Source organism: Agrobacterium radiobacter (genome assembly GCF_040801995.1).
In the GTDB taxonomy this organism is placed as follows: domain Bacteria; phylum Pseudomonadota; class Alphaproteobacteria; order Rhizobiales; family Rhizobiaceae; genus Agrobacterium; species Agrobacterium radiobacter.
This window is the reverse complement of sequence record NZ_JBEGHX010000001.1, coordinates 1-19,610: the sequence shown is the minus strand read 5'-3', so window position 1 is coordinate 19,610 and position 19,610 is coordinate 1. Positions and strand designations below refer to the sequence as shown.

General features: G+C 58.9%; 20 protein-coding genes. 9 read left to right on the top strand and 11 right to left on the bottom strand.

All coding sequences use genetic code 11. The features are described from left to right. Positions 1-153: 153 nt before the first annotated feature. The 8 genes from olsB to sppA form a co-directional block, all read right to left on the bottom strand. The gene (gene olsB, locus MRBLRC7O_RS00100; RefSeq protein ID WP_003503769.1) at positions 154-1,035 is read right to left on the bottom strand and encodes a l-ornithine N(alpha)-acyltransferase; all 882 of its coding nucleotides are present in this window, start codon (positions 1,033-1,035) and stop codon (positions 154-156) included. A gap of 94 nt (positions 1,036-1,129) precedes the next feature. Then, complete coding sequence (locus MRBLRC7O_RS00095) at positions 1,130-3,370, bottom strand: hybrid sensor histidine kinase/response regulator (RefSeq protein WP_080865763.1); 2,241 nt, start codon at positions 3,368-3,370, stop codon at positions 1,130-1,132. Positions 3,371-3,425: 55 nt separating this feature from the next. After that, positions 3,426-3,914, bottom strand: coding sequence for a signal peptidase II (lspA, locus tag MRBLRC7O_RS00090; protein ID WP_003503773.1), 489 nt, complete (start codon positions 3,912-3,914; stop codon positions 3,426-3,428). Continuing rightward, positions 3,914-4,774, bottom strand: a complete 861-nt coding sequence (locus MRBLRC7O_RS00085; protein ID WP_020011063.1) for a TrmH family RNA methyltransferase — start codon at positions 4,772-4,774, stop codon at positions 3,914-3,916. Before MRBLRC7O_RS00085 ends, lspA begins: the two co-directional genes overlap by 1 nt. Continuing rightward, on the bottom strand, positions 4,771-5,904 hold the full coding sequence (locus MRBLRC7O_RS00080; RefSeq protein ID WP_003503775.1) for a class I SAM-dependent methyltransferase: 1,134 nt from the start codon (positions 5,902-5,904) through the stop codon (positions 4,771-4,773). Before MRBLRC7O_RS00080 ends, MRBLRC7O_RS00085 begins: the two co-directional genes overlap by 4 nt. Positions 5,905-5,997: 93 nt before the next feature. Continuing rightward, positions 5,998-6,339, bottom strand: a complete 342-nt coding sequence (locus tag MRBLRC7O_RS00075; protein ID WP_003503776.1) for a LapA family protein — start codon at positions 6,337-6,339, stop codon at positions 5,998-6,000. 66 nt (positions 6,340-6,405) lie between these two features. Continuing rightward, positions 6,406-6,732 (bottom strand): integration host factor subunit beta, encoded by a 327-nt coding sequence (locus MRBLRC7O_RS00070; protein ID WP_219256707.1) that lies wholly within the window; start codon positions 6,730-6,732, stop codon positions 6,406-6,408. 2 nt (positions 6,733-6,734) lie between these two features. Further along, positions 6,735-7,688: a signal peptide peptidase SppA gene (gene sppA, locus MRBLRC7O_RS00065; protein WP_003503777.1), complete on the bottom strand. Its 954-nt coding sequence runs from the start codon at positions 7,686-7,688 to the stop codon at positions 6,735-6,737. A 234-nt stretch (positions 7,689-7,922) separates the two neighbouring features. Between sppA and lptC the strand changes: the two genes are divergently transcribed. The 6 genes from lptC (at position 7,923) to ptsN (ending at position 13,151) form a co-directional block, all read left to right on the top strand. Further along, complete coding sequence (gene lptC / locus MRBLRC7O_RS00060) at positions 7,923-8,588, top strand: LPS export ABC transporter periplasmic protein LptC (RefSeq protein WP_003503782.1); 666 nt, start codon at positions 7,923-7,925, stop codon at positions 8,586-8,588. A 13-nt stretch (positions 8,589-8,601) separates the two neighbouring features. After that, a complete protein-coding gene (locus MRBLRC7O_RS00055; protein ID WP_003503784.1) occupies positions 8,602-9,165 on the top strand; it encodes an LptA/OstA family protein in 564 nt (187 codons plus the stop codon). 9 nt (positions 9,166-9,174) lie between these two features. Next, the gene (gene lptB, locus MRBLRC7O_RS00050) at positions 9,175-9,984 is read left to right on the top strand and encodes an LPS export ABC transporter ATP-binding protein (RefSeq protein ID WP_003503786.1); all 810 of its coding nucleotides are present in this window, start codon (positions 9,175-9,177) and stop codon (positions 9,982-9,984) included. 265 nt (positions 9,985-10,249) lie between these two features. After that, complete coding sequence (gene rpoN / locus MRBLRC7O_RS00045; protein WP_003503788.1) at positions 10,250-11,800, top strand: RNA polymerase factor sigma-54; 1,551 nt, start codon at positions 10,250-10,252, stop codon at positions 11,798-11,800. A 234-nt stretch (positions 11,801-12,034) separates the two neighbouring features. After that, positions 12,035-12,607 carry a ribosome hibernation-promoting factor, HPF/YfiA family gene (gene hpf / locus MRBLRC7O_RS00040; protein WP_003503790.1) on the top strand — a complete coding sequence of 191 codons (573 nt, stop codon included), beginning with the start codon at positions 12,035-12,037 and terminating at the stop codon, positions 12,605-12,607. Positions 12,608-12,689: 82 nt separating this feature from the next. Then, complete coding sequence (ptsN, locus tag MRBLRC7O_RS00035) at positions 12,690-13,151, top strand: PTS IIA-like nitrogen regulatory protein PtsN (protein ID WP_003503792.1); 462 nt, start codon at positions 12,690-12,692, stop codon at positions 13,149-13,151. A gap of 80 nt (positions 13,152-13,231) precedes the next feature. Here ptsN and grpE read toward each other — a convergent pair whose 3' ends face one another. Both grpE and hrcA read right to left on the bottom strand, forming a co-directional pair. Beyond that, positions 13,232-13,867 (bottom strand): nucleotide exchange factor GrpE, encoded by a 636-nt coding sequence (gene grpE / locus MRBLRC7O_RS00030; protein ID WP_003503794.1) that lies wholly within the window; start codon positions 13,865-13,867, stop codon positions 13,232-13,234. Positions 13,868-13,981: 114 nt separating this feature from the next. Beyond that, positions 13,982-15,073 carry a heat-inducible transcriptional repressor HrcA gene (gene hrcA / locus MRBLRC7O_RS00025; RefSeq protein WP_080865761.1) on the bottom strand — a complete coding sequence of 364 codons (1,092 nt, stop codon included), beginning with the start codon at positions 15,071-15,073 and terminating at the stop codon, positions 13,982-13,984. A 135-nt stretch (positions 15,074-15,208) separates the two neighbouring features. Between hrcA and rph the strand changes: the two genes are divergently transcribed. The 3 genes from rph to hemW are packed head-to-tail and all read left to right on the top strand — an operon-like array spanning position 15,209 to position 17,792. Further along, a complete protein-coding gene (gene rph / locus MRBLRC7O_RS00020) occupies positions 15,209-15,925 on the top strand; it encodes a ribonuclease PH (RefSeq protein ID WP_003503798.1) in 717 nt (238 codons plus the stop codon). Between the two features lie 17 nt (positions 15,926-15,942). Further along, positions 15,943-16,587: an RdgB/HAM1 family non-canonical purine NTP pyrophosphatase gene (gene rdgB / locus MRBLRC7O_RS00015; RefSeq protein ID WP_003503799.1), complete on the top strand. Its 645-nt coding sequence runs from the start codon at positions 15,943-15,945 to the stop codon at positions 16,585-16,587. Between the two features lie 5 nt (positions 16,588-16,592). Next, positions 16,593-17,792, top strand: coding sequence for a radical SAM family heme chaperone HemW (hemW, locus tag MRBLRC7O_RS00010; RefSeq protein ID WP_060727139.1), 1,200 nt, complete (start codon positions 16,593-16,595; stop codon positions 17,790-17,792). Positions 17,793-18,023: 231 nt separating this feature from the next. On the opposite strand, the gene dnaA is transcribed toward hemW, so the two are convergent. After that, positions 18,024-19,484: a chromosomal replication initiator protein DnaA gene (gene dnaA / locus MRBLRC7O_RS00005; protein ID WP_003503801.1), complete on the bottom strand. Its 1,461-nt coding sequence runs from the start codon at positions 19,482-19,484 to the stop codon at positions 18,024-18,026. Between the last annotated feature and the right edge of the window lie 126 nt (positions 19,485-19,610).

Below are 19,610 nucleotides of genomic sequence, written 5' to 3'. Positions count from 1 at the left end.
AAGCGGTTGTCAGAACGTCCGTCAATGGCCTGCCGATGTCATATCGTGTTGCGGAAAAGGAGCGCCGACACTAGCGGCAATGCCCGCCCCTGCACAACACGCACCGAACAGCTGCCCACAGGAACATCCCGAAAGGTTCCGATCAAAAACCGGTCAGCCGTTGATGCGCTCGGTCTCACCGCCATAATAGCTGATGTAGCGGCCGGCGATGGACGATACCGGCAGGACCACGAGAACGTCCGTCGTGTTGAAGGCATGGTCAACAACCGCGCCGGAGCCGAACATGGCGCCAAGACGCATATAGCCCTTGATCAGCGGCGGCATGGCGTTCAGCGCCTTGCGGGCGTTGAGCGCCTCGGCCGGCACGAGGTCCATCTCATGATAAAGCTCGGGAAGGGCGGAAGCTGCCCACTCGCCCTTGGCCACGCAATTATGATGCAGGAAGGACAAGGCAAGCGCATGGGCCTCCGGCTGCACGCCGGGGAAGGAAGCGCAGCCGATCATGGCATCCATGCGGTGTTTCACGGCATAGGCCCAGTTGCCCTGCCAAAGAAGCTCGACGGTACGCTTGGTGCGATATTCCGGCAGCACGCAGGAGCGGCCAAGCTCCATGAAGCGCTTGCCCGGATGGCGCGCAACGAGCCCGGCAATGTCGAACTCGCTTGCGGAATAGAAGCCGTTATTGGCGAGCGCCGTTTCCTGCCGCAGCAAACGATAGGTGCCGACGATCTGGTCTTCGCTGTCGCCTTCGATCGCCTTGTCGAGCACCAGCAGATGATCGCAGACGCTGTCCCAGGCATCGATGTCGCGCTTGCGGCGCATCGCATCTGCGGGAAGGCGCGCCTTCATTTCCTCGACGAAAACCCGGTAACGCACGGATTGCGCGGCATCAATTTCGCGTTCATTTCTGGCGAGCCGTGTTTCCAGCGTGCCTATACGACCGAAAAGACCCTCATTGTCCTGAGCTGTCTCGGGACGAGGACTAATGACAACATTGCTTTCACAAATGTCGTGATTGAGGATTTCGGCAACCATGGGGAATCGCTCCGCCACCAAAGAATTTTCCTGTCATAAATCACTAATTGACGACAGAATAGTGACAAAATGTCACCAGCGCGAGTCTGTCAAGTTATGATGGCAACAGGCGTTTCGCCTCGAGCAGCCGACGGATTTCCTCTACCAGCCGTCGCGGGTCGGCAGGCTTGGTCAAAACTGCGCCGGCACCGGCCTTCAGCAGGATTTCGGCGGTCGCGTCACTCGTATCTCCGCTGAGCACGATGACGGGAATATTCCTTTCCCCCTTCAGCGTATGGAGCAGGTCGGGAAGCACGTCCAGCCCCTCGCCGCCCGGCATGTTGAGATCGGAGACGATGAGGTCAGGCAAACGGGATGCGCCTGGCTCCAACGATTGCCGCAACGCCTCAAAGTTCTCGACAACACGGACGATAAAACCGGTTTTCTCCAGAACGGCGCGGACGATGCGCTGATTGACGGCATCGTCTTCGGCCACGAGTATCTCGATACCGCTCGCACCCTCCGCCACCCGCGCCGAAAATCCCACATCCGGATGGTTGTCGTTGATCGCGTCCCGTCGCTCTATGCCGCGCAGACGGCCGCACAGGACGTCGATCAGCGATTTTTCGCGCAGCGGCCGGATCAACCAGGCATCGAAGGAAACATGCATCGTCGACGGCCGTTCTTCCGGGCTGACCAGCAGCGTGCGGCGAACATTCTGTTGCGGCCAATCCTTGAGCGCGTCCCTGAACAGCGCCGAAATGCGTCGGTCGACAATGATATCGGTGAGATCATCCGCCCGGGTGGCAGACTCCTTCCGCAGCTTTTCAAGATCTTCAGACTGGTGGATGAGAGTACATTGACCGCCGAAGGCTTCGATAGCCTCCATCGTCACCGCCGCCGCCACGCCCTTTGGCGCGATGAGCAGGACATTTGTATGCCGCAGGCAATGACGCCGTCCGGGATCCGCCATTTCGGCGGGTGCGCCGCCCGGCCGGAACGTCAGTTTGAAAGTGCTGCCCTTGCCCTTTCGGCTGGAAACCGTGAGGCTGCCGCCGAATTCCCGCACGATACGGGCGGAAATCGCAAGGCCGAGACCTGTGCCTGCGCTTCGCTGCGACAGCGGGCCTGCCTGTTCGAATTCACCGAAAATACGGGCCTGCTCGGCCTGGCTCATGCCCGGACCGGTATCTTCGACAGTGATGTGCAATTCGCTGTCGACCATGCGCGCCCGGATGACGACGCCGCCTTCCCGCGTGAATTTGACGGCATTGCCGAGGAGATTGAAGAGGACCTGACGCAGCCTTGCCGGATCGAAATCGAGATGATCAGGCACGTCAGGCGTAACGAAGGAGGTGATTTCTATGCCTTTTTCATGGGCCCGATGGGCCAGCATCTCAACGACGCTCTCGATCATCCGCCGCAGGTTTTCCGCGCGCGGATTGAGCCTGAAGCGACCCGCTTCCATCGTCGAATAATCCAGCAGATCCTCGACAAGCTGCACCAGCGACTGGCCGGACTGCTTCATGCCATCGAGATAATTGCGCTGCTCCTCATTGAGCTTCGTCTGCGACAGAAGATGGTTCATGCCGAGCATGCCGGAAAGCGGCAGGCGGATTTCGTGGCTTACGGTGGCAAGCAGCCTTGCTTTTTCGGCATCGGCCTTTTCGGCCCGCAACCGGGCATCTTCCCGCTCACCGAGCGCAAGCCGCTCTTCGGTCACATCTCTGGCGATACTGCTGATGAGAAGCCGGCTGCTTGCCAGATCGCGGGTCACGACATCATGCCAGGAAAAGATGCGCTGACCGAACGGGGTCGCGATCTCGACATCATAGGCGTGGACCTTGTCACCCGGGCGGAAAGCGATGCCGATTTCCTCGCAGCTCAGCCCTTCGGGGGCCGCACAGCCGGTCATTTCACGAAAGACCCGGTTCGCCTCAACGATGCGCCGGTTCATGTCGCGGATCACGACGATATCGCCCATGAATTCCTGCATTTCGGCAATCAGCGAGCGGTTTTGCGTTTGCCGCATCCGGAGATCGGAATCTGCAACCAGTGCGCCGGGATGCCGGGAGGATTCGCCGAAGAGCGCGTAGAGGAGGACACCGACAAGCACTGCGCCAAAGAAGGTTGCCAGCGCGACGGTAACCGCATAGGGCACCGCAAGCGCGATCAGGGCTGCGGAAAAAGCCCCAACTGATAGTGAAACGGCGACATAAAGCGCAATCGATCTGGCATCGGTCGCATGTTCTTCATCCCCATGGTGCGTTGTCGTATCGACACGATCCGCCGGCTGCGCCGCCGTGGCGGCCAGGCCATCTGAAACTTTCTGTCGAAGTCTTGCCAGTTCGCTCATAGGCAACCGCTACCACGGCAGCGGTTTTGATATGTTTGGCTGAAACCTTAAAATTTTACTTTTTAGCCGCCCGGGCGTGCAAAAACTCGTCGAGAATGACGCAGGCTGCGCCGATGGTTATGAAACTGTCGGCCAGATTGAAAACCGCGAAGGACCATGTCTGCGTGTAAAACAGGATATAGTCGATGACGTGACCGTAGAAAAAGCGGTCGAGAAGATTGCCGGCAGCACCTGCGATGATGAAGGCGAAACCAAGATGGGCAAAGGTGCGGTCCGCCGCCGTCTTGCGCCACAGCCACAGAACGAAGACCACGATGACGAGCCGCATGCTGACGATGAACCAGCCGTGCATATCCTCCAGCATCGAAAAGGCCACGCCGAGATTGTAGGTGCGGTAAAGCGCCAGGAATGGAGCAACCGGAACCATCTCCTGCAGCGGCAGATAGGCTTCGACCAGCTGCTTGACGATCTGGTCCAGCACCAGTGCGGCAACGATCAGCGCAAAGGCCGGACCGAATTTCGAGAACAATGCCGCTTTGGCCATTACGTCACCGGTGCGAGTTCGAGGAGATGCCGCCGTGCTTCAAACAGCATGACGGCGGTTGCGATGGCGAGATTGAGGCTGTCGGCGCGGCCCTGTTGGGGAATGCGCGCCAGCTGGTCGGCCTTCCCGGCGAGTTCCGGCGGCAGGCCGGATTGTTCGTTACCCATTAAGATCACGACCGGCTTGCCGGCATAATCGATCTTTCGATAATCAACCGAACCCGCCAGATGGGTGGCGACGACGCTGACCTGCGCCGATTTTTTCCAGGACAGGAATTCTTCGACCGAAGCGCGGGCAACGGGCGTGGCGAAGACCGAACCCATGGTGGCGCGCACCGTTTCCAGCGAAAACGGATCCGTGCAATCACCCACGAGAATGACGCCTGAAGCGCCCGCCGCATCCGCCGTGCGGATAATGGTGCCGAGATTGCCGGGATCACGCACCCGGTCGAGCGCGATATAGGTTTCGCCCTTTTCCGGGCGGATATCCTTCAGCGGCTTCCATTTCTGTTCGAAAATGCCGACAACCATCTGCGGATTATCGCGGCGGGTGATAGAGGCGATGACCTTTTCGCTGACTTCGAGCACCAGCCCGCCCGTGGCGACCGTCTTCACCGCCGCCTGCTCCACCAGCGGCTTGCCCTTGGCGGCCTTGGCATAAACCAGCGTCTTGATCGTCCAGCCGAGTTCGAGCGCGTCGATGACCAGCTTCAGGCCTTCAGCCATGAAGGTGCCGGTCTCTTCCCTGCCCTTTTTCTGGGTGAGTGCCTTGATATCCTTGATGATGGGATTGGCAAGGCTGGTCACTTCCTTGACCTGGCCAACCCGGCGCGCGGTGTTTTCACGCATATCCTTCATCATTTCGGCTCCCAGCGGCTGAACAGCGATGTGGAAAGCACGCGGCCCGGCGTCTTGCCGTCGAGCCCGGCTTCACGAATGACAAGCTCGCCTGACGCGACGACGCCACCGGCGCCGCGCATGGTTTCGCGCATCAGTTCATGCATCGAATAGAAGCTCGCCCGGATCGAATAGGCCGTCAGCACAAGGCCGAGCGCCTTGGGCGAGAGGATTTCGCGGCAGATATCCAGCATCAGCGGCAGATGGTCGAACAATTGCCAGACTTCACCATGGGTGCCGCGGCCGAATTTCGGCGGGTCGGTGAGGATGATATCGTAGTTGTTGCCGCGGCGCTCCTCACGCTGGATGAACTTCATGGCGTCTTCGCAAATCCAGCGGATCGGTGCCTGTTCGAGCCCGGCAAGCGCCTGGTTCTCCTTCGCCCAGCCAATCGCTTTCTTGGAGGCGTCGACATGGGTCACTTCCGCGCCCGCTGCGGCCGCAACCAGCGAGGCGACGCCGGTGTAACCGAAGAGGTTCAGCACTTTCAGCGGCCGGTCGGCCGTTTCGACGGCATGTTTCAGCCATTCCCAATGCACGATCTGTTCGGGAAAGACGCCAACATGCCGGAAGGCCGTGAAGCGGCCGAGAAATTCGACCCCGAGCAAGGACAACGGCCATGTCTCGCCGAGCGCTTCCTTCGGAAAGCGCCAGCGGCCCATGCCGTCCTCATCGGTATCGCCGGTAAAGACGGCATCCGCATTCTGCCATACGCGGTCCGGGATCGAAGGCTTCCAGAGAGCCTGCGCTTCGGGACGGACGATGCGGTAATCGCCATATTGTTCAAGCTTCAGGCCGTTGCCGCTATCGATCAGATGAAAATCACCCGCGCCGCTCGATTCCAGAATGACCGGAACCTGTTCCGCGGGAAGCGCCCCGGTGCGCTGCATAAGTGCGCGCGCAGGGACCTGTTCAACGGCGGTCGCTACGACGGGTTTTTCCTTCGGCGCGGCCTTCTGCACGCTGCGCACGGCATCCGGCTCGCGCTTTTTCGGCGCGGCATCCGCGCGACGCGCCGGCTTTGCGGCATGAACCTGTTTTTTCTCGTTCCCGGCTCGCACACGATTGCCCGGCCGGCTGTCTTTTTTCTTCAATGGAAATCTTTCCGCTTTTGCCCGCGTCTTATTGCGCCAGCAAATAGCATTCCACGCGCCGCTCGCCTAGAGCCGGAACGAATGTCGGCGCCATCACTTTGCCGGGAGTTGGCCCGCCTGCGGCAGCTGTCCGGCGGCGGCCGCCTTCTGGCGGTTCGCCTCATCATGCCAGCGCACAGCCTCCTTGGCTTCGATACGGGCACGCTTGCGATGTTTGCCCTGCGCAAACCAGGTGGCCGCCGATCCCAGCAGCACGCCGAAAATCACCGCCAGGAACAGGAAGACGAAAAACGGCGCGGTGAAGGAAAGAACGTCGTCTTCCGGCCGGAACGGATTGAGCGCCAGCGTCACGGACTGGCGGTTGGCCACGCACAGAATGACGAGGATGACCGCCAGCGGAAGCAGGATGATGAGATTGATGATTTTTTTCGACATCCGACAATACTCCATCGCAGCGGGCGTTCCACCGGCTCCTTTTCAGTCGCCAGGCGGCAGGGACGATCAATCGTCCTCTTCGTCGCCCATACCGGGGTTCAGGCGCTCACGCAGTTCCTTGCCCGTCTTGAAGAAAGGCACCCATTTTTCCTCGACGAAAACCGACTCACCCGTGCGCGGGTTCCGGCCGGAACGCGAAGGACGGTTTTTCACCGAAAATGCGCCGAAACCACGAAGCTCGACACGATTTCCTGCCGCCAGGGCGTCGGTGATTTCATCCAGCACCGCATTGACGATGTTTTCCACGTCACGGTGATAAAGGTGCGGGTTACGCGCAGCAACGATCTGCACCAGTTCAGACTTGATCACGGTTGCCCCCTGAAAGAATTGGATTTTTAACGCGGCTCAACCTGCCAAACGGAAACAAGACCGTCAAGAAACAACTTGTCCGCACCGAGCTGGCCGGGGCCTGCGAAGGGAATTAAATCGTCATATCCCAGAAACTTCGCTATTTGCGCAACACTGAAAAGCGAAAAAGGCGAACGGGACGATGGCGCGCGCCATTCGACGATCGGCAAATCCTTGGCAACACCGCGTGTTTCGAAATAGCTGCGAATTTCCTTTTCGCCGCCCAGCGTATCGACCAGCTTGTTGGCGAGCGCCTGTCTGCCGGTGAAAATCGATCCATCCGCCAGTGTCAGCACGTCTTCGCGCGGCAGCTTGCGGCGATCAGCCACAAGGTCGACAAACCAGCCATAGCTGTCCATCACCATGGCGCGGATCATCGACTTTGCCTCTTCCGGCGCCTCGTGGAACGGCGAAGGCTCCGCCTTCATCGGCGACGACTTGATTTCCTGCAACGAAACGCCGAGCTTTTCCATCAGCTGGCCAAGCTGGGGATACTGGAAGATCACGCCGATCGAGCCGGTGATCGAGGTTTCGCCGGCAACGATGACATCACCCGCGGACGCGATCATGTAACCTGCGGAAGCGGCGAGCGTGCGCACATCCGAGACAACCGGCTTCTTTTCCGCCACGCCTCGAATGGCCTTGAAGATGCGCTCACCGCCATAGGTGGTGCCGCCTGGCGAGGAAATCGACACGATCAACCCTTTGACATTGTCGCTCTTGGCGATCTTGTCGAGCCGCTCGAGAAGTTCGGTATTGTCGGTGATCAGGCCGGAGACCTCCACGCGGGCAATATGGGGCTTCGCACTTTGCTGCGGTCCATCCCATAAAAACCGGTAAAGACCGAAAGCGCCGGCGACGAGCAGGAGAACGGCGGCAATCCGCCAGAAAGTCAGCTTGCGGCGCAACCGCCTGCGATCCGCTATCGCCATATTGTCCATAGAAACCTCTGTCATGCGCTTTTGCGTTTCAGGCCATATGGTTCTTCTAACGCGAAGCCGCAAGGAAACAATAAGGAAACCAGAATTACGATAAAATTCGCATTTCCCTTGCACCTCTCCAGACAAAAACCATATTGGCAGGACAAAGCACTCATGCCAAAGACATTTAGATAGAGACACAAGCTTCGATTGTGCGCCAGAATGGCGCCGGGGAAGCATTCCGGACCCACTCTTATGCTCGAAAGACTCCGCGAACCCGCGCCAGCATTCTCGCTGCCCAATGACCAGAACGGTGCCTATGACACCGCGCTGAGGCATTCTGCGCGCGTGAAACGGCTGAAAATCATTCTGCCGCTCGGCGCAGCCATCGTTTCGCTCGCCTTCATCGCCGTCTCGGTTATCCGAACCTGGGCGCCCGATGAGGTCTCGCTTGAGAGCGCGCGAATTGAAGACGGCAAGATCGTGATGGAAAAACCTGCCGTTGCGGGCCGCAACGAGAAGGGGATCGATTATTCCATGAACGCCGACCGTGCGTTGCAGGACATCGCCAACCCCAACCTGATGACGCTTGAGAAGGTTCTGGCCGCAGTGCCGGTGAATGACGGTATCGCCCAGGTGATCGCCCATGAAGGCATTTTTGACCGGGCCACCAACAAGCTGAAGATGACCGCCCCTTTTGACATCAATCTCAGCAATGGCATACAAGCGAAGTTCCAGTCTGCGGATGTCGATCTGAAGGCCGGGAAAATGAGCAGCCAGGAGCCGGTTTCGATCAAAACAAACGACGGCTCGATTGTTGCGCAATCGATTGACATCGCCGATAATGGCAAGACAATTACATTTTCGGGGCAGGTACGGGCACGTATCGCTGCATCCAATATCAAGAATGAAGGCAAGTGAGAGCCCGGTCCAGATGATGCAAATTTCCCGTCCCGTTTCCCTTGGCAAATCCGCCGGCCTCGCAGCCGCAGGTCTTGTTTTTTCGTGTCTTGCAACTGTGGCTTTCGCCCAGAACACCACCAGCAACATGCAGGGCGTCAAGCTCTCCGGCGACCAGCCGATCGCAATTGAAAGCGATCAGCTCGAGATTCGCGATCAGGAGCGCAAGGCCTATTTCACCGGCAATGTGAAGGTGGTGCAGGGAACGACCACCCTTCAGGCCGGCAAGATGACGGTGAACTACAAGGGCGAGGGTTCATCGCTCACCAGCGGCGACGCCAATATCGAAAAAATCTTCGTCGACAATAATGTCTATCTGACGTCCGAGACCCAGAAGGCGACGGCCGATCACGGCGAATTCGACATGGCGGCGCAGACCTTCATCCTCACGGGCAAGCAGGTCGTGCTGTCCGAGGGCACGAATGTCTTCACCGGCTGCAAGCTGACCGTCCTGATGAATACGGGACAGGCCAAGCTCGAAAGCTGCGGCGGCCCTGTTCGGATCATGCTTGATCCGAAATCCCAGAAAAAACAGTAGTCTTTCCTCGTGAAGATACCCTCGATCTCAAAGATATTCGGCGGCGGACGCAGCCGATCCGCGGACGCGGTCCCACCGGCGGACAAGACCCCCTATCAGGGCACGCTGATCGCGCATGGCCTGACGAAGACCTATAATACGCGTCGTGTCGTCAACGGCGTTTCGCTGGTCGTGCGCCGTGGCGAGGCCGTGGGACTGCTCGGCCCGAACGGCGCCGGAAAGACCACCTGTTTTTACATGATCACGGGCCTGGTACCCGTCGATACCGGCAAGATCGCCATCAACGGCAATGATGTCACCACCATGCCGATGTATCGTCGCGCCCGTCTCGGCGTCGGTTATCTGCCGCAGGAAGCATCGATTTTCCGCGGCCTCACGGTTGAGGAAAACATCCGCGCCGTGCTGGAAGTGCATGAGCCGGACGCAGCCAAGCGCAACCACAAGCTTGATGAGCTGCTGGAAGAATTTCACATCGCGCAGTTGCGCAAATCCCCTGCCGTGGCGCTTTCGGGCGGCGAGCGGCGGCGTCTGGAAATCGCGCGCGCTCTTGCGACCGATCCGACTTTCATGCTGCTCGACGAACCTTTCGCGGGCGTTGATCCGATTTCTGTCAGCGATATCCAGAATCTGGTGAGACACCTGACAGCGCGCGGCATCGGCGTTCTCGTGACCGACCACAATGTCCGTGAAACGCTCGGTCTCATCGACCGCGCCTACATCATCCATGCCGGCGAGGTTCTGACGCATGGGCGTCCAGACGATATCGTCAACAATCCGGATGTACGCCGTCTCTATCTCGGCAACAATTTTAGCCTTTGAACCCAGAGCGGGATAGCGAAAAGTGTGTGCGGTTTTCGCTTGAAATCCCGCTCTAATTATATGATCTAGATCATGATTTAAGATTTTAGGTCGTTTCGACCTAAAATCATCATGATCGGCGCGCGAAAGATTCTTCATCGCGCCCCGCCCTGACGCTTGACCAAACAAGATAAAAAAGCAATTTTTGGGCCAAGTTCCATCGCCTCCGCAAAATTTATGAAAACTGTGGCCATGGAGAAGCTGTAAGGGGAGTTTCGCGTCCGCCATGGCATTGTCTGCCAGCCTTTTGCTGCGTCAAAACCAGTCTCTTGTAATGACACCGCAACTGATGCAGTCCATCCAGCTGCTTCAGATGACGCATTTCGAGCTGACGCAGTTCATCGCGCAGGAGGTGGAGCGCAATCCATTGCTGGAAATTGCGGCAAACGATGGCGATTTGAGCAGCGATGCCCCGGTAGAGGCGGAGAGTTTCGGCGACGCGGACAGCGAAGGCTCGGAGAGATCCGCCACGGTGACATCAGACAGTGACGACTGGTATGGCGATCGCGCCGCAAATCTCGGCGAGCAACTGGATACCAGCTTCGAAAACGTCTTTCCCGACGATGCGGAGCCCAGAAAAGCCGATGCGCCCGAACTGGCCGGCCAATGGAAATCCATGCCCGGCCAGGAGTCCGGGGAAAGTTATGACCTCGATGATTTCGTCGCGGCCAGACAGAGCCTCGGCGACCACCTTAATCAGCAATTGCCGCTCGCCATATCAGCCGCCGAGGACCGGATGATCGCCGATGCGCTGATCGGCCAGCTCGATGAAACCGGCTATATTGCGGCTGATGCCGTCGATGATGTCGCCGAACGGCTGGGAGCGCCGCCGTCGGCGGTCGAGCACGTCCTGAAGACGCTTCAGGGCTTCGACCCACCGGGTGTATTTTCCCGTTCCCTGAGCGAATGTCTGGCGATCCAGCTGGCCCAGAAGGATCGGCTAGACCCGGCCATGCGGGCTTTCGTCGATAATCTGGAACTTCTGGCGAAACGCGACTTCGCCTCCTTGAAAAAAATCTGCGGCGTCGATGAGGAAGACCTCCTCGATATGCTGGCGGAAATCCGCACGCTCAACCCCCGCCCCGGCGCAGGTTACGACTCGATGGTTTCGGAGACCATCGTTCCCGACATTATCGTTCGCCCCTCCTCCACCGGCGGCTGGCTGGTGGAAATCAACCCCGAGACCCTGCCGCGCGTGCTCATCAACCAGAGTTACTTCGCCGAGGTATCGAAACATAAGGCGCGCGCGGGCGAGGATCAGGATTTTCTGGCCGAATGCATGCAGACGGCCCATTGGCTGACCCGCAGCCTAGACCAGCGCGCCCGGACAATCATGAAGGTGGCGACGGAAATCGTGCGCCAGCAGGATGCCTTCCTCGTCAATGGTGTCGACCAGCTACGCCCGCTGAACCTCAAGACGGTGGCCGACGCCATCAAAATGCATGAATCCACCGTCAGCCGGGTAACGTCCAAAAAATACATGCTGACGCCACGCGGTCTGTTTGAGCTCAAATATTTCTTCAGCGTCTCAATCAGCGCCGTGGAAGGCGGAGACAGCCATTCGGCGGAAGCGGTGCGTCACCGCATCAAGGCCATGATCGCGCAGGAGGCCGCCGAGGCAGTCCTTTCCGACGACGACATCGTCGACAATCTGAAAAAGAGCGGCATCGATATCGCCCGCCGCACGGTCGCCAAATATCGCGAGGCGATGAACATCCCCTCCTCCGTGCAGAGGCGTCGGGAAAAGAAGGCGCAGGCCAAGCTTTCCGCCTTCTGAGCAACGAGCCCATTCACGTTTATGGCGGTTTTTTGCCGCACCATTGACTCTTGCCACGCCAGGGGCTAGAAGCCCGCCGCACACGTAAGCAAGGTCATTTGTAACGGATTCATCTCCACCGTCCATGGGCGTAAAATTCAAATGGAGGCTTTTTAAGGTCTTCGAAACGCTTGGATGCGCGCGCGGCTTGACGTAAGCTGGTACTCGCAAATCACTACAAAAAGGAAAATTTCCATGAGTGTGCGTGTATCTGGTAAACATATGGAGATCGGTGAATCTTTCCGTCAGCGGATCGAGGACAATATAGGTCTGGCAGTTACCAAATACTTCGATGGGGGGTATTCAGGCCAAGTGACCGTGGAGAAGTCCGGATCGCGTTTTGCCGCCGACTGCAAGCTGCATCTCGATACGGGCGTTGTATTGCATGCGGCGGGTCAGGCAAATGATCCGCAAGCCAGCTTCGACGCCGCCGCCGAGCGGATCGAGAAGCGCCTGCGTCGCTACAAGCGCAAGCTGAAGGACCACCACAGTGGTTTGAATGGCGTGTCGCAGGAAATCGCCTATACGGTGATGGATGCTGTTCCCGATGAGGACCACGAGGTTCCTGAAGATTACGCACCCACCATTGTGGCGGAGAGTTCGAAGCAGATTAAGACCATGTCAGTCGCCAGCGCCGTGATGGCGCTCGACATGACCGACGAACCGGTTCTGCTCTTCCGCAGCCCCGGCAAAGAATATCTCAACATCGTTTATCGGCGTCATGACGGCAATATTGGCTGGATCGACGCGGAAACGATCAAGAGCTGAACAGTCTGACAAGACGTGGGAGGCAGAGCGCGAAAATGCATCTGCCTCCTGCATCGTCTCGATGGCATGAAGGAAAAAGAGAATGGCGTTGGCAGATTTGCTGCAACAAGATGCGATTATTCCCGCCCTCAAGGTGAATTCCAAAAAGCAATTGCTTCAGGAGCTGGCTGCAAAGGCAGCCAGAATTACCGGAGTCTCGGAACGGGAAGTTTTCGACGTCATCCTCCAGCGCGAGAAGCTCGGCTCCACCGGTGTGGGCCACGGCATTGCCATTCCGCATGGCAAGCTCAACAGTATTCACCAGATCACCGGCGTTTTCGCACGCCTTGAAACGCCGGTCGATTTCGAAGCGCTGGACGACCAGCCGGTCGATCTGGTTTTCCTGCTGCTTGCGCCCGAGGGCGCCGGCGCGGATCATCTGAAGGCTTTGTCCAGAATTGCACGCGCCCTGCGCGACCCTGAACTGGTGGCCAAGCTGCGTGCGACCGATTCCGACACAGCAATCTACGCCTTCCTCAATCAGGAACAGGCGACGGCGGCTTGATCGCAACCCGCCCCCTCAGTTTAACGGCAATAAAAAACGCGCCCTGAAGGCGCGTTTTTTATGACGTAAAGACAGATGCCTTACGCATCTTTTTCATTGAGAGACGAGGTGCCCGGCTCGGCAGAGGCGGCTGTCTCCACCTTCGGGCCACCCTTGGCGACACCGACCATGGCGGGGCGCAGCACGCGATCGCCGATGGTGAAACCAGCCTGGACCACCTGCAGCACCGTATTGTTCGGAACCGCCGTATTCGGAATTTCGAACATGGCCTGATGGAAATTCGGGTCGAACTTCTGGCCCTCGGCATCGATCTTCTTCACGCCGTGGCGTTCCAGCGTCGACAGCATCGAACGTTCCGTCATCTCGACGCCTTCGATGAGGCCGTTGAGACCGGCTTCACCATTGGTCTTGAGCTCATCGGGAATGGCTTCGAGCGCACGGCGAAGATTATCGGAAACGGCAAGCATATCGCGTGCAAAACCGGCCAGGGAATAGGCCTTGGCATCCTTGACATCGCGTTCAGTGCGACGGCGAAGATTGTCCATCTCGGCCGCAAGTCGCAGGAATTTATCGCGCAGATCGGCGTTCTCAGCCTTGAGCAGCTCGACCGGATCGGGTTCTGCCGTTTCGGCCTGTTCTTCACCTGCCTGGGCAAGATCGACAAAATCTTCCGCGACGTCCGCGTCAGGTCCGGGCTTTTTTGTATCGTCGGTCATGACGTTCTCCAGATTTGAATATTGTTGGTTGCGCCCGATATCGAGCTTTGACGGGCAAAAATCAAGGCTTGCGGCGAAAAGCTTGCCGCATTCTCTGACCTTTGCGGGCTTGTCCTATCTTTGCTTGCGGGAAAGGCGCGCCATGATCTGCGCGGTATAATCCACCATCGGCACGATACGGGCATAATTCAGCCTGGTGGGGCCGATAACGCCGACCGCGCCCACGACGCGATTGTCCTCATCGCGATAGGGCGCGACGATCAGAGAAGAACCGGAGAGCGAAAACAGCTTGTTTTCAGAGCCGATGAAAATCCTGACCCCGGAGCCGCTTTCCGCGAGATTGAGGATTTCGATGAGGTTTTCCTTGCGCTCCAGATCATCGAACAGCAGGCGCACCCGATCGATATCTTCTTCACCGGCGAGACCCTCCAGCAGGTTGGAGCGTCCGCGAACGATGAGGCGGCCAAGCTTGCCCTCCTCGTTATCACCCGCCCAGACGGCCAGACCGCGCTCGATGAGATCCTGCGCCAGCGTGCCGAGTTCCGATTGCAGTTCCGCCTGCTGCTTCTGGAACTGTGTCCGCAATTCCTGCAGCGTCTGGCCGGACAGATGGGCATTGATGAAATTCGCCGCCTCGATTAATTGCGATGACGAAATGCCGGCGGGCAATTCAATGATGCGGTTTTCGACCTGATTGTGATCGCCGACTAGCACGGCGAGCGCCTTGGTGGTCTCCAGCCTTATGAATTCCACATGTTTGAGGATGACATCATTCTTGGCGGTCAGCACCAGGCCGGCGCCGCGCGACATGCCTGACAGCATGCGGCTTGCCTCGGTCAACAACCCTTCCAACGACTGCTCGTGGCCGGCGACCGGCCCGATCTGACGGTCGATATTCGCCCTTTCTTCCGCGGGCAGATCACCCACCTGCATGAAGGCGTCGACGAAAAAGCGCAGCCCCGTCTGGGTGGGCAGGCGCCCAGCGCTGATATGCGGCGAATAGATGAGGCCGAGTTCCTCAAGATCGCTCATGACATTGCGGACGGAGGCGGGCGAAAGCGACATCGGCAACAGCCGCGACAGGCTGCGGGATCCGAGCGGCTCACCCGTATCGAGATAGCCTTCAACGATGCGCCGGAAAATTTCCCGAGACCGTTCATCCAGCAATGATGCCTGATCTTTTGATAGCGGTGCGGAAAAACCCATTTCGTCCGTTCTTTGTCGTTCAAACCAGCTCGCATCAATATAATGCGTTGCAACGCCGCGGCAAAATGGAAATTGGCTTTGCAAAAGCCCGGGGCGCGCCTTAGAAGGCAGGAACCAACATGGAGAGTGGATCATATGCGGCCTTCAGGCAGAAAAACCGACCAGATGCGCAAGGTTTCCTTCGAGCGCAATTTCTCGAAACATGCCGAAGGTTCCTGTCTGGTAAAATTCGGCGACACGCATGTGCTCGTCACCGCAAGCCTGGAAGAAAAGACGCCGCCATGGCTGCGCAACAGCGGCAAGGGCTGGGTCACCGCCGAATACGGCATGCTGCCGCGCTCCACCCATGAGCGCATGAAGCGCGAGGCCGCTTCCGGCAAGCAGGGCGGCCGCACCCAGGAAATCCAGCGTCTCATCGGCCGCTCGCTGCGCGCCGTTGTTGATCTGCAGGCACTCGGCGAACGACAGATCAGCATTGACTGCGATGTCATCCAGGCCGATGGCGGCACCCGCACTGCCTCCATCACCGGCGCATGGATTGCGCTCCACGATTGCCTGAAGTGGATGGAAACCCGCAACATGATCAAGGTCGAGAAGGTTCTGAAGGACCATATCGCGGCGATCTCCTGCGGTATCTTCGCCAACCAGCCGGTGATCGATCTCGACTATCTCGAGGATTCCTCCGCCGAGACCGATGCAAATTTCGTCATCACCGGTTCCGGCGGCATCGTCGAGGTTCAGGGAACGGCGGAAGGCGCGCCCTTCTCCGAGGAAGAATTCCTGACGTTGCTCGGTCTTGCCAAGGCCGGATGCAGCGAACTGGTCGCCCTTCAGAAACAGGCTATCGCCTGAGCCGACAGGAAAACGTGATGCGCAAGCTCGATACCAGAACGATCGTCGTCGCCAGCCACAACAAGGGCAAGATCGCCGAAATCGCCGATCTGATCGGGCCTTTCGGCTTTTCCGCCAAATCGGCGGCGGAGCTGAATTTCTCAGAACCGGACGAGACGGGCACCACCTTCGAGGAAAATGCCGCCATCAAGGCGCTTGCCTCCGCAAAGGCATCCGGTCTTCCGGCTTTGTCCGACGATTCCGGTCTGGTCATCGACGCGCTTGACGGTGCGCCTGGCGTCTATACCGCCAATTGGGCGGAGACGGCCGACGGCACCCGCGACTTCGCCATGGCCATGCAGAAGGTCGAGGATGCGCTTGCCGAGCGTGGCGCATCGAAGCTGGAAGACCGCACCGGCCGCTTTGTCAGCGTGCTGTGCCTTGCCTGGCCGGACGGGCATGTCGAATATTTCCGTGGCGAGGTGGAGGGCGCTGTCGTTTGGCCGCCGCGCGGAACGAGCGGCTTCGGTTATGATCCCATCTTTAAGCCCGAAGGTTATGACACTACATTCGGCGAGATGAGCTCGGATGAAAAACACGGCTGGAAACACGGCGATGCCTTTGCGCTGTCGCACCGTGCCCGTGCCTTCAAGAAATTCGTAGAAACCTGCCTGGAGGCATGAACCCGATGGTCGGGGAGCATCAACTTTCTGCCCCCGGCGCATCGCTTCTGCCGGATACGGGCGATCCCGGTTTCGGGATCTATCTGCATTGGCCCTTCTGCGCGGCCAAATGTCCCTATTGCGATTTCAACAGCCATGTCCGCCACCGGCCGGTGGATCAGGAACGGTTTACGGCTGCCTTTCTCCGTGAAATGGAACATATGCGGACGCTGAGCGGCCCGCGCGTTGTGACCAGTATCTTCATGGGCGGCGGCACGCCATCACTGATGGACCCGCAGACGGTCGGCGCACTTCTCGATGGCGTCGCGCGCTTCTGGCATGTGCCTGACGGTATCGAGATCACCATGGAGGCCAATCCTTCCAGCGTCGAGGCGGAACGTTTTCGCGGTTATCGCGCGGCGGGCGTCAATCGTGTCTCACTCGGCGTGCAGGCGCTCAACGACCGGGACCTGAAGTTCCTCGGCCGCCTGCATGATGTTGCCGATGCCTTGAAAGCCATTCGGCTGGCGCGGGAGATTTTTCCGCGTATGTCCTTCGATCTCATCTATGCCCGCCCGAACCAAACGGTGGCCGAATGGGACGCGGAGCTGAAGGAGGCTGTCTCCTATGCCGTCGACCATCTGTCGCTCTACCAGCTGACCATCGAGGAAGGCACGCCTTTCTACGGCCTGCACAAGGCCGGCAAGCTCATCGTGCCGGATGGCGAGCATTCGGCCGTGCTTTATGAGGCAACCCAGGAAATCACCGAGCGTTACGGCATGCCGGCCTATGAGGTTTCCAACCACGCCCGGCCCGGCGCCGAAAGCCGCCACAACCTTACCTACTGGCGTTATGGTGACTACGCCGGCATTGGCCCCGGCGCGCATGGACGCCTGACGAGAGGCGCTTCCAAGCTCGCCACCGCCACCGAACGCCACCCGGAAAACTGGCTCGAAACCGTTGAGCGGGAAGGCCACGGCATGGTCGATCAGGAACTGCTCGGCGTCGACGAACAGGCCGACGAATTGCTGCTGATGGGCCTTCGCCTGCGCGAGGGCATCGATCTCGCCCGCTGGAGCGACCTTTCCGGCCGCGATCTCGACCCGGAGAAGGAGGAATTCCTTCTGCAGCATGGTTTCGTGGAAAGGCTCGGCAATTCCCGCCTGCGCTGCACCCCTTCAGGCATGCTTATTCTGGATGCCGTGGTGGCCGACCTCGCCTGCTGATCCACAGCATCGACACGCCTCGAAACACCAATAAAAAAAGCGGCCCGAAAGCCGCTTGAGGGTGATGACGAAGTCTGAAAACTTGCCTTCATCATGCTCTGGCCAATCCCGAGCATCTGCAACCTATTGATTTTACCATACGTGATTGGATCCTCGGGACAGTCCCGAGGACGACGTCGAATACGAGAGCGGCTTGCCAACGGACTGAAGCGGCCCGAAGGCCGCTTCTTTTTATGCGTTGTTTTCGTTGATCAGGCGCTTCAGCAGCTCAACCTCATGGCCAAGCTTGGTGTCACCGGAAATCAGTTCCTCGATCTTGCGCACGGCATGCAGAACCGTGGTGTGATCGCGACCGCCGAAACGGCGACCGATCTCGGGGAAAGAACGCGGCGTCAGCATCTTGGCCAGATACATGGCGATCTGGCGCGGCTTGACGATGACGCGGGTGCGACGGTTGGACACCAGTTCCTGCCGCGACACATTATAGTGCTTGGCGACGATGCGCTGAATATCCTCGATGCGCACGCGCTTGGCCTCACCCGTCCCGACGAGATGTGACAGCAGTTCATCGACACGGTCAACCGAGAGGTTCGGCTCAAAAGAGCGACGGAACATCAGCTGGTTAAAGGCGCCTTCCAGTTCACGTCCGCTCGCCGTCACGCTTTTGGCAACGTGGGTCAGGATTTCGTCCGAAATCTCGAAAGACGGATCGTCCTGACGCGCTGAGCCGAGGCGGCGGTTGAGCATTTCGTAGCGCATGTCGTAATCGGGACCTTCAATCTCGATCGCCATGCCGCCCTGAAGACGGGAACGGACACGCGGATCGAGCGATTCCAGCTCCCATGGCGCACGGTCAGCAGCGACCACGACCTGCTTGGCGCTGTCGAGCAGCATGTTCAGCAGGTGGCAGAATTCATGCTGGATCATCTTGCCCTGCAGGAACTGCATGTCGTCGATGACGAGCAGGTCGATATTGCGTAGCGTGTCCTTCAGCGTCAGGGCATCGTTGTCGCGGATTGCGGTCGCAAAACGCCACATGAAATATTCAGCTGTCAGATAGACCACGCGTGGATTGCGCGGGCTGTCGATGGCGGCATTGGCGATTGCCTGCAGAAGATGCGTCTTGCCGAGACCAACACCCGCATGGATGAACAGCGGGTTGAAGCGCACGGCGCCGGCACCGGCTTCGGCGATCGTCTTTGCCGCCGCAAGCGCGACGCGGTTAGATGAGCCTTCAACAAAGGTATCGAAGGTGAAACGTGTGTCGAGCGGCGAGCCGAACAACGGCCCGGAACCGCCCTGACGCAGGGTCGCCTGCGAAGCCGCGGGCTGCGCGGCAGGCGTGGCGGGCTGCGACGGTATAAAGGACTTGTTCCGCGGAGCCGCACCAACCTCCGCAACGGGCTGCACCCTCTCCTCGGTCTGAGCCGGACGGATCGGGCGGCTGGCCGAGCGGACCAGAATCTCCACCTTCAGCACATCCGGATCCTCGCTCTGGACGAGGTTGGTGATCAGGTCCATGTAACGGTTGTTGATCCAGGACTTCAGAAAGGTCGTCGGAACGGTAAAACGGACGACGCTTTTCGAAACGGTATGGAGTTTGAGCCGTGCGAACCAGCTTGCATAGACCTCCGGACCAACCTGTGCCTTGAGCCGCGCGCTAAAACGTTCAAACAGCGCATCGTGCGTCATAGCCGATTTGTCCCCTGCCGCATCTGAGCAAGCTGCATCACGCGTCTTTGGTGCGCGGTCCCCATCAGCCACCGCACCCATCGCCAAATTCAATTGCATATTGCCGCCTTTCAAATTGCCAATCAT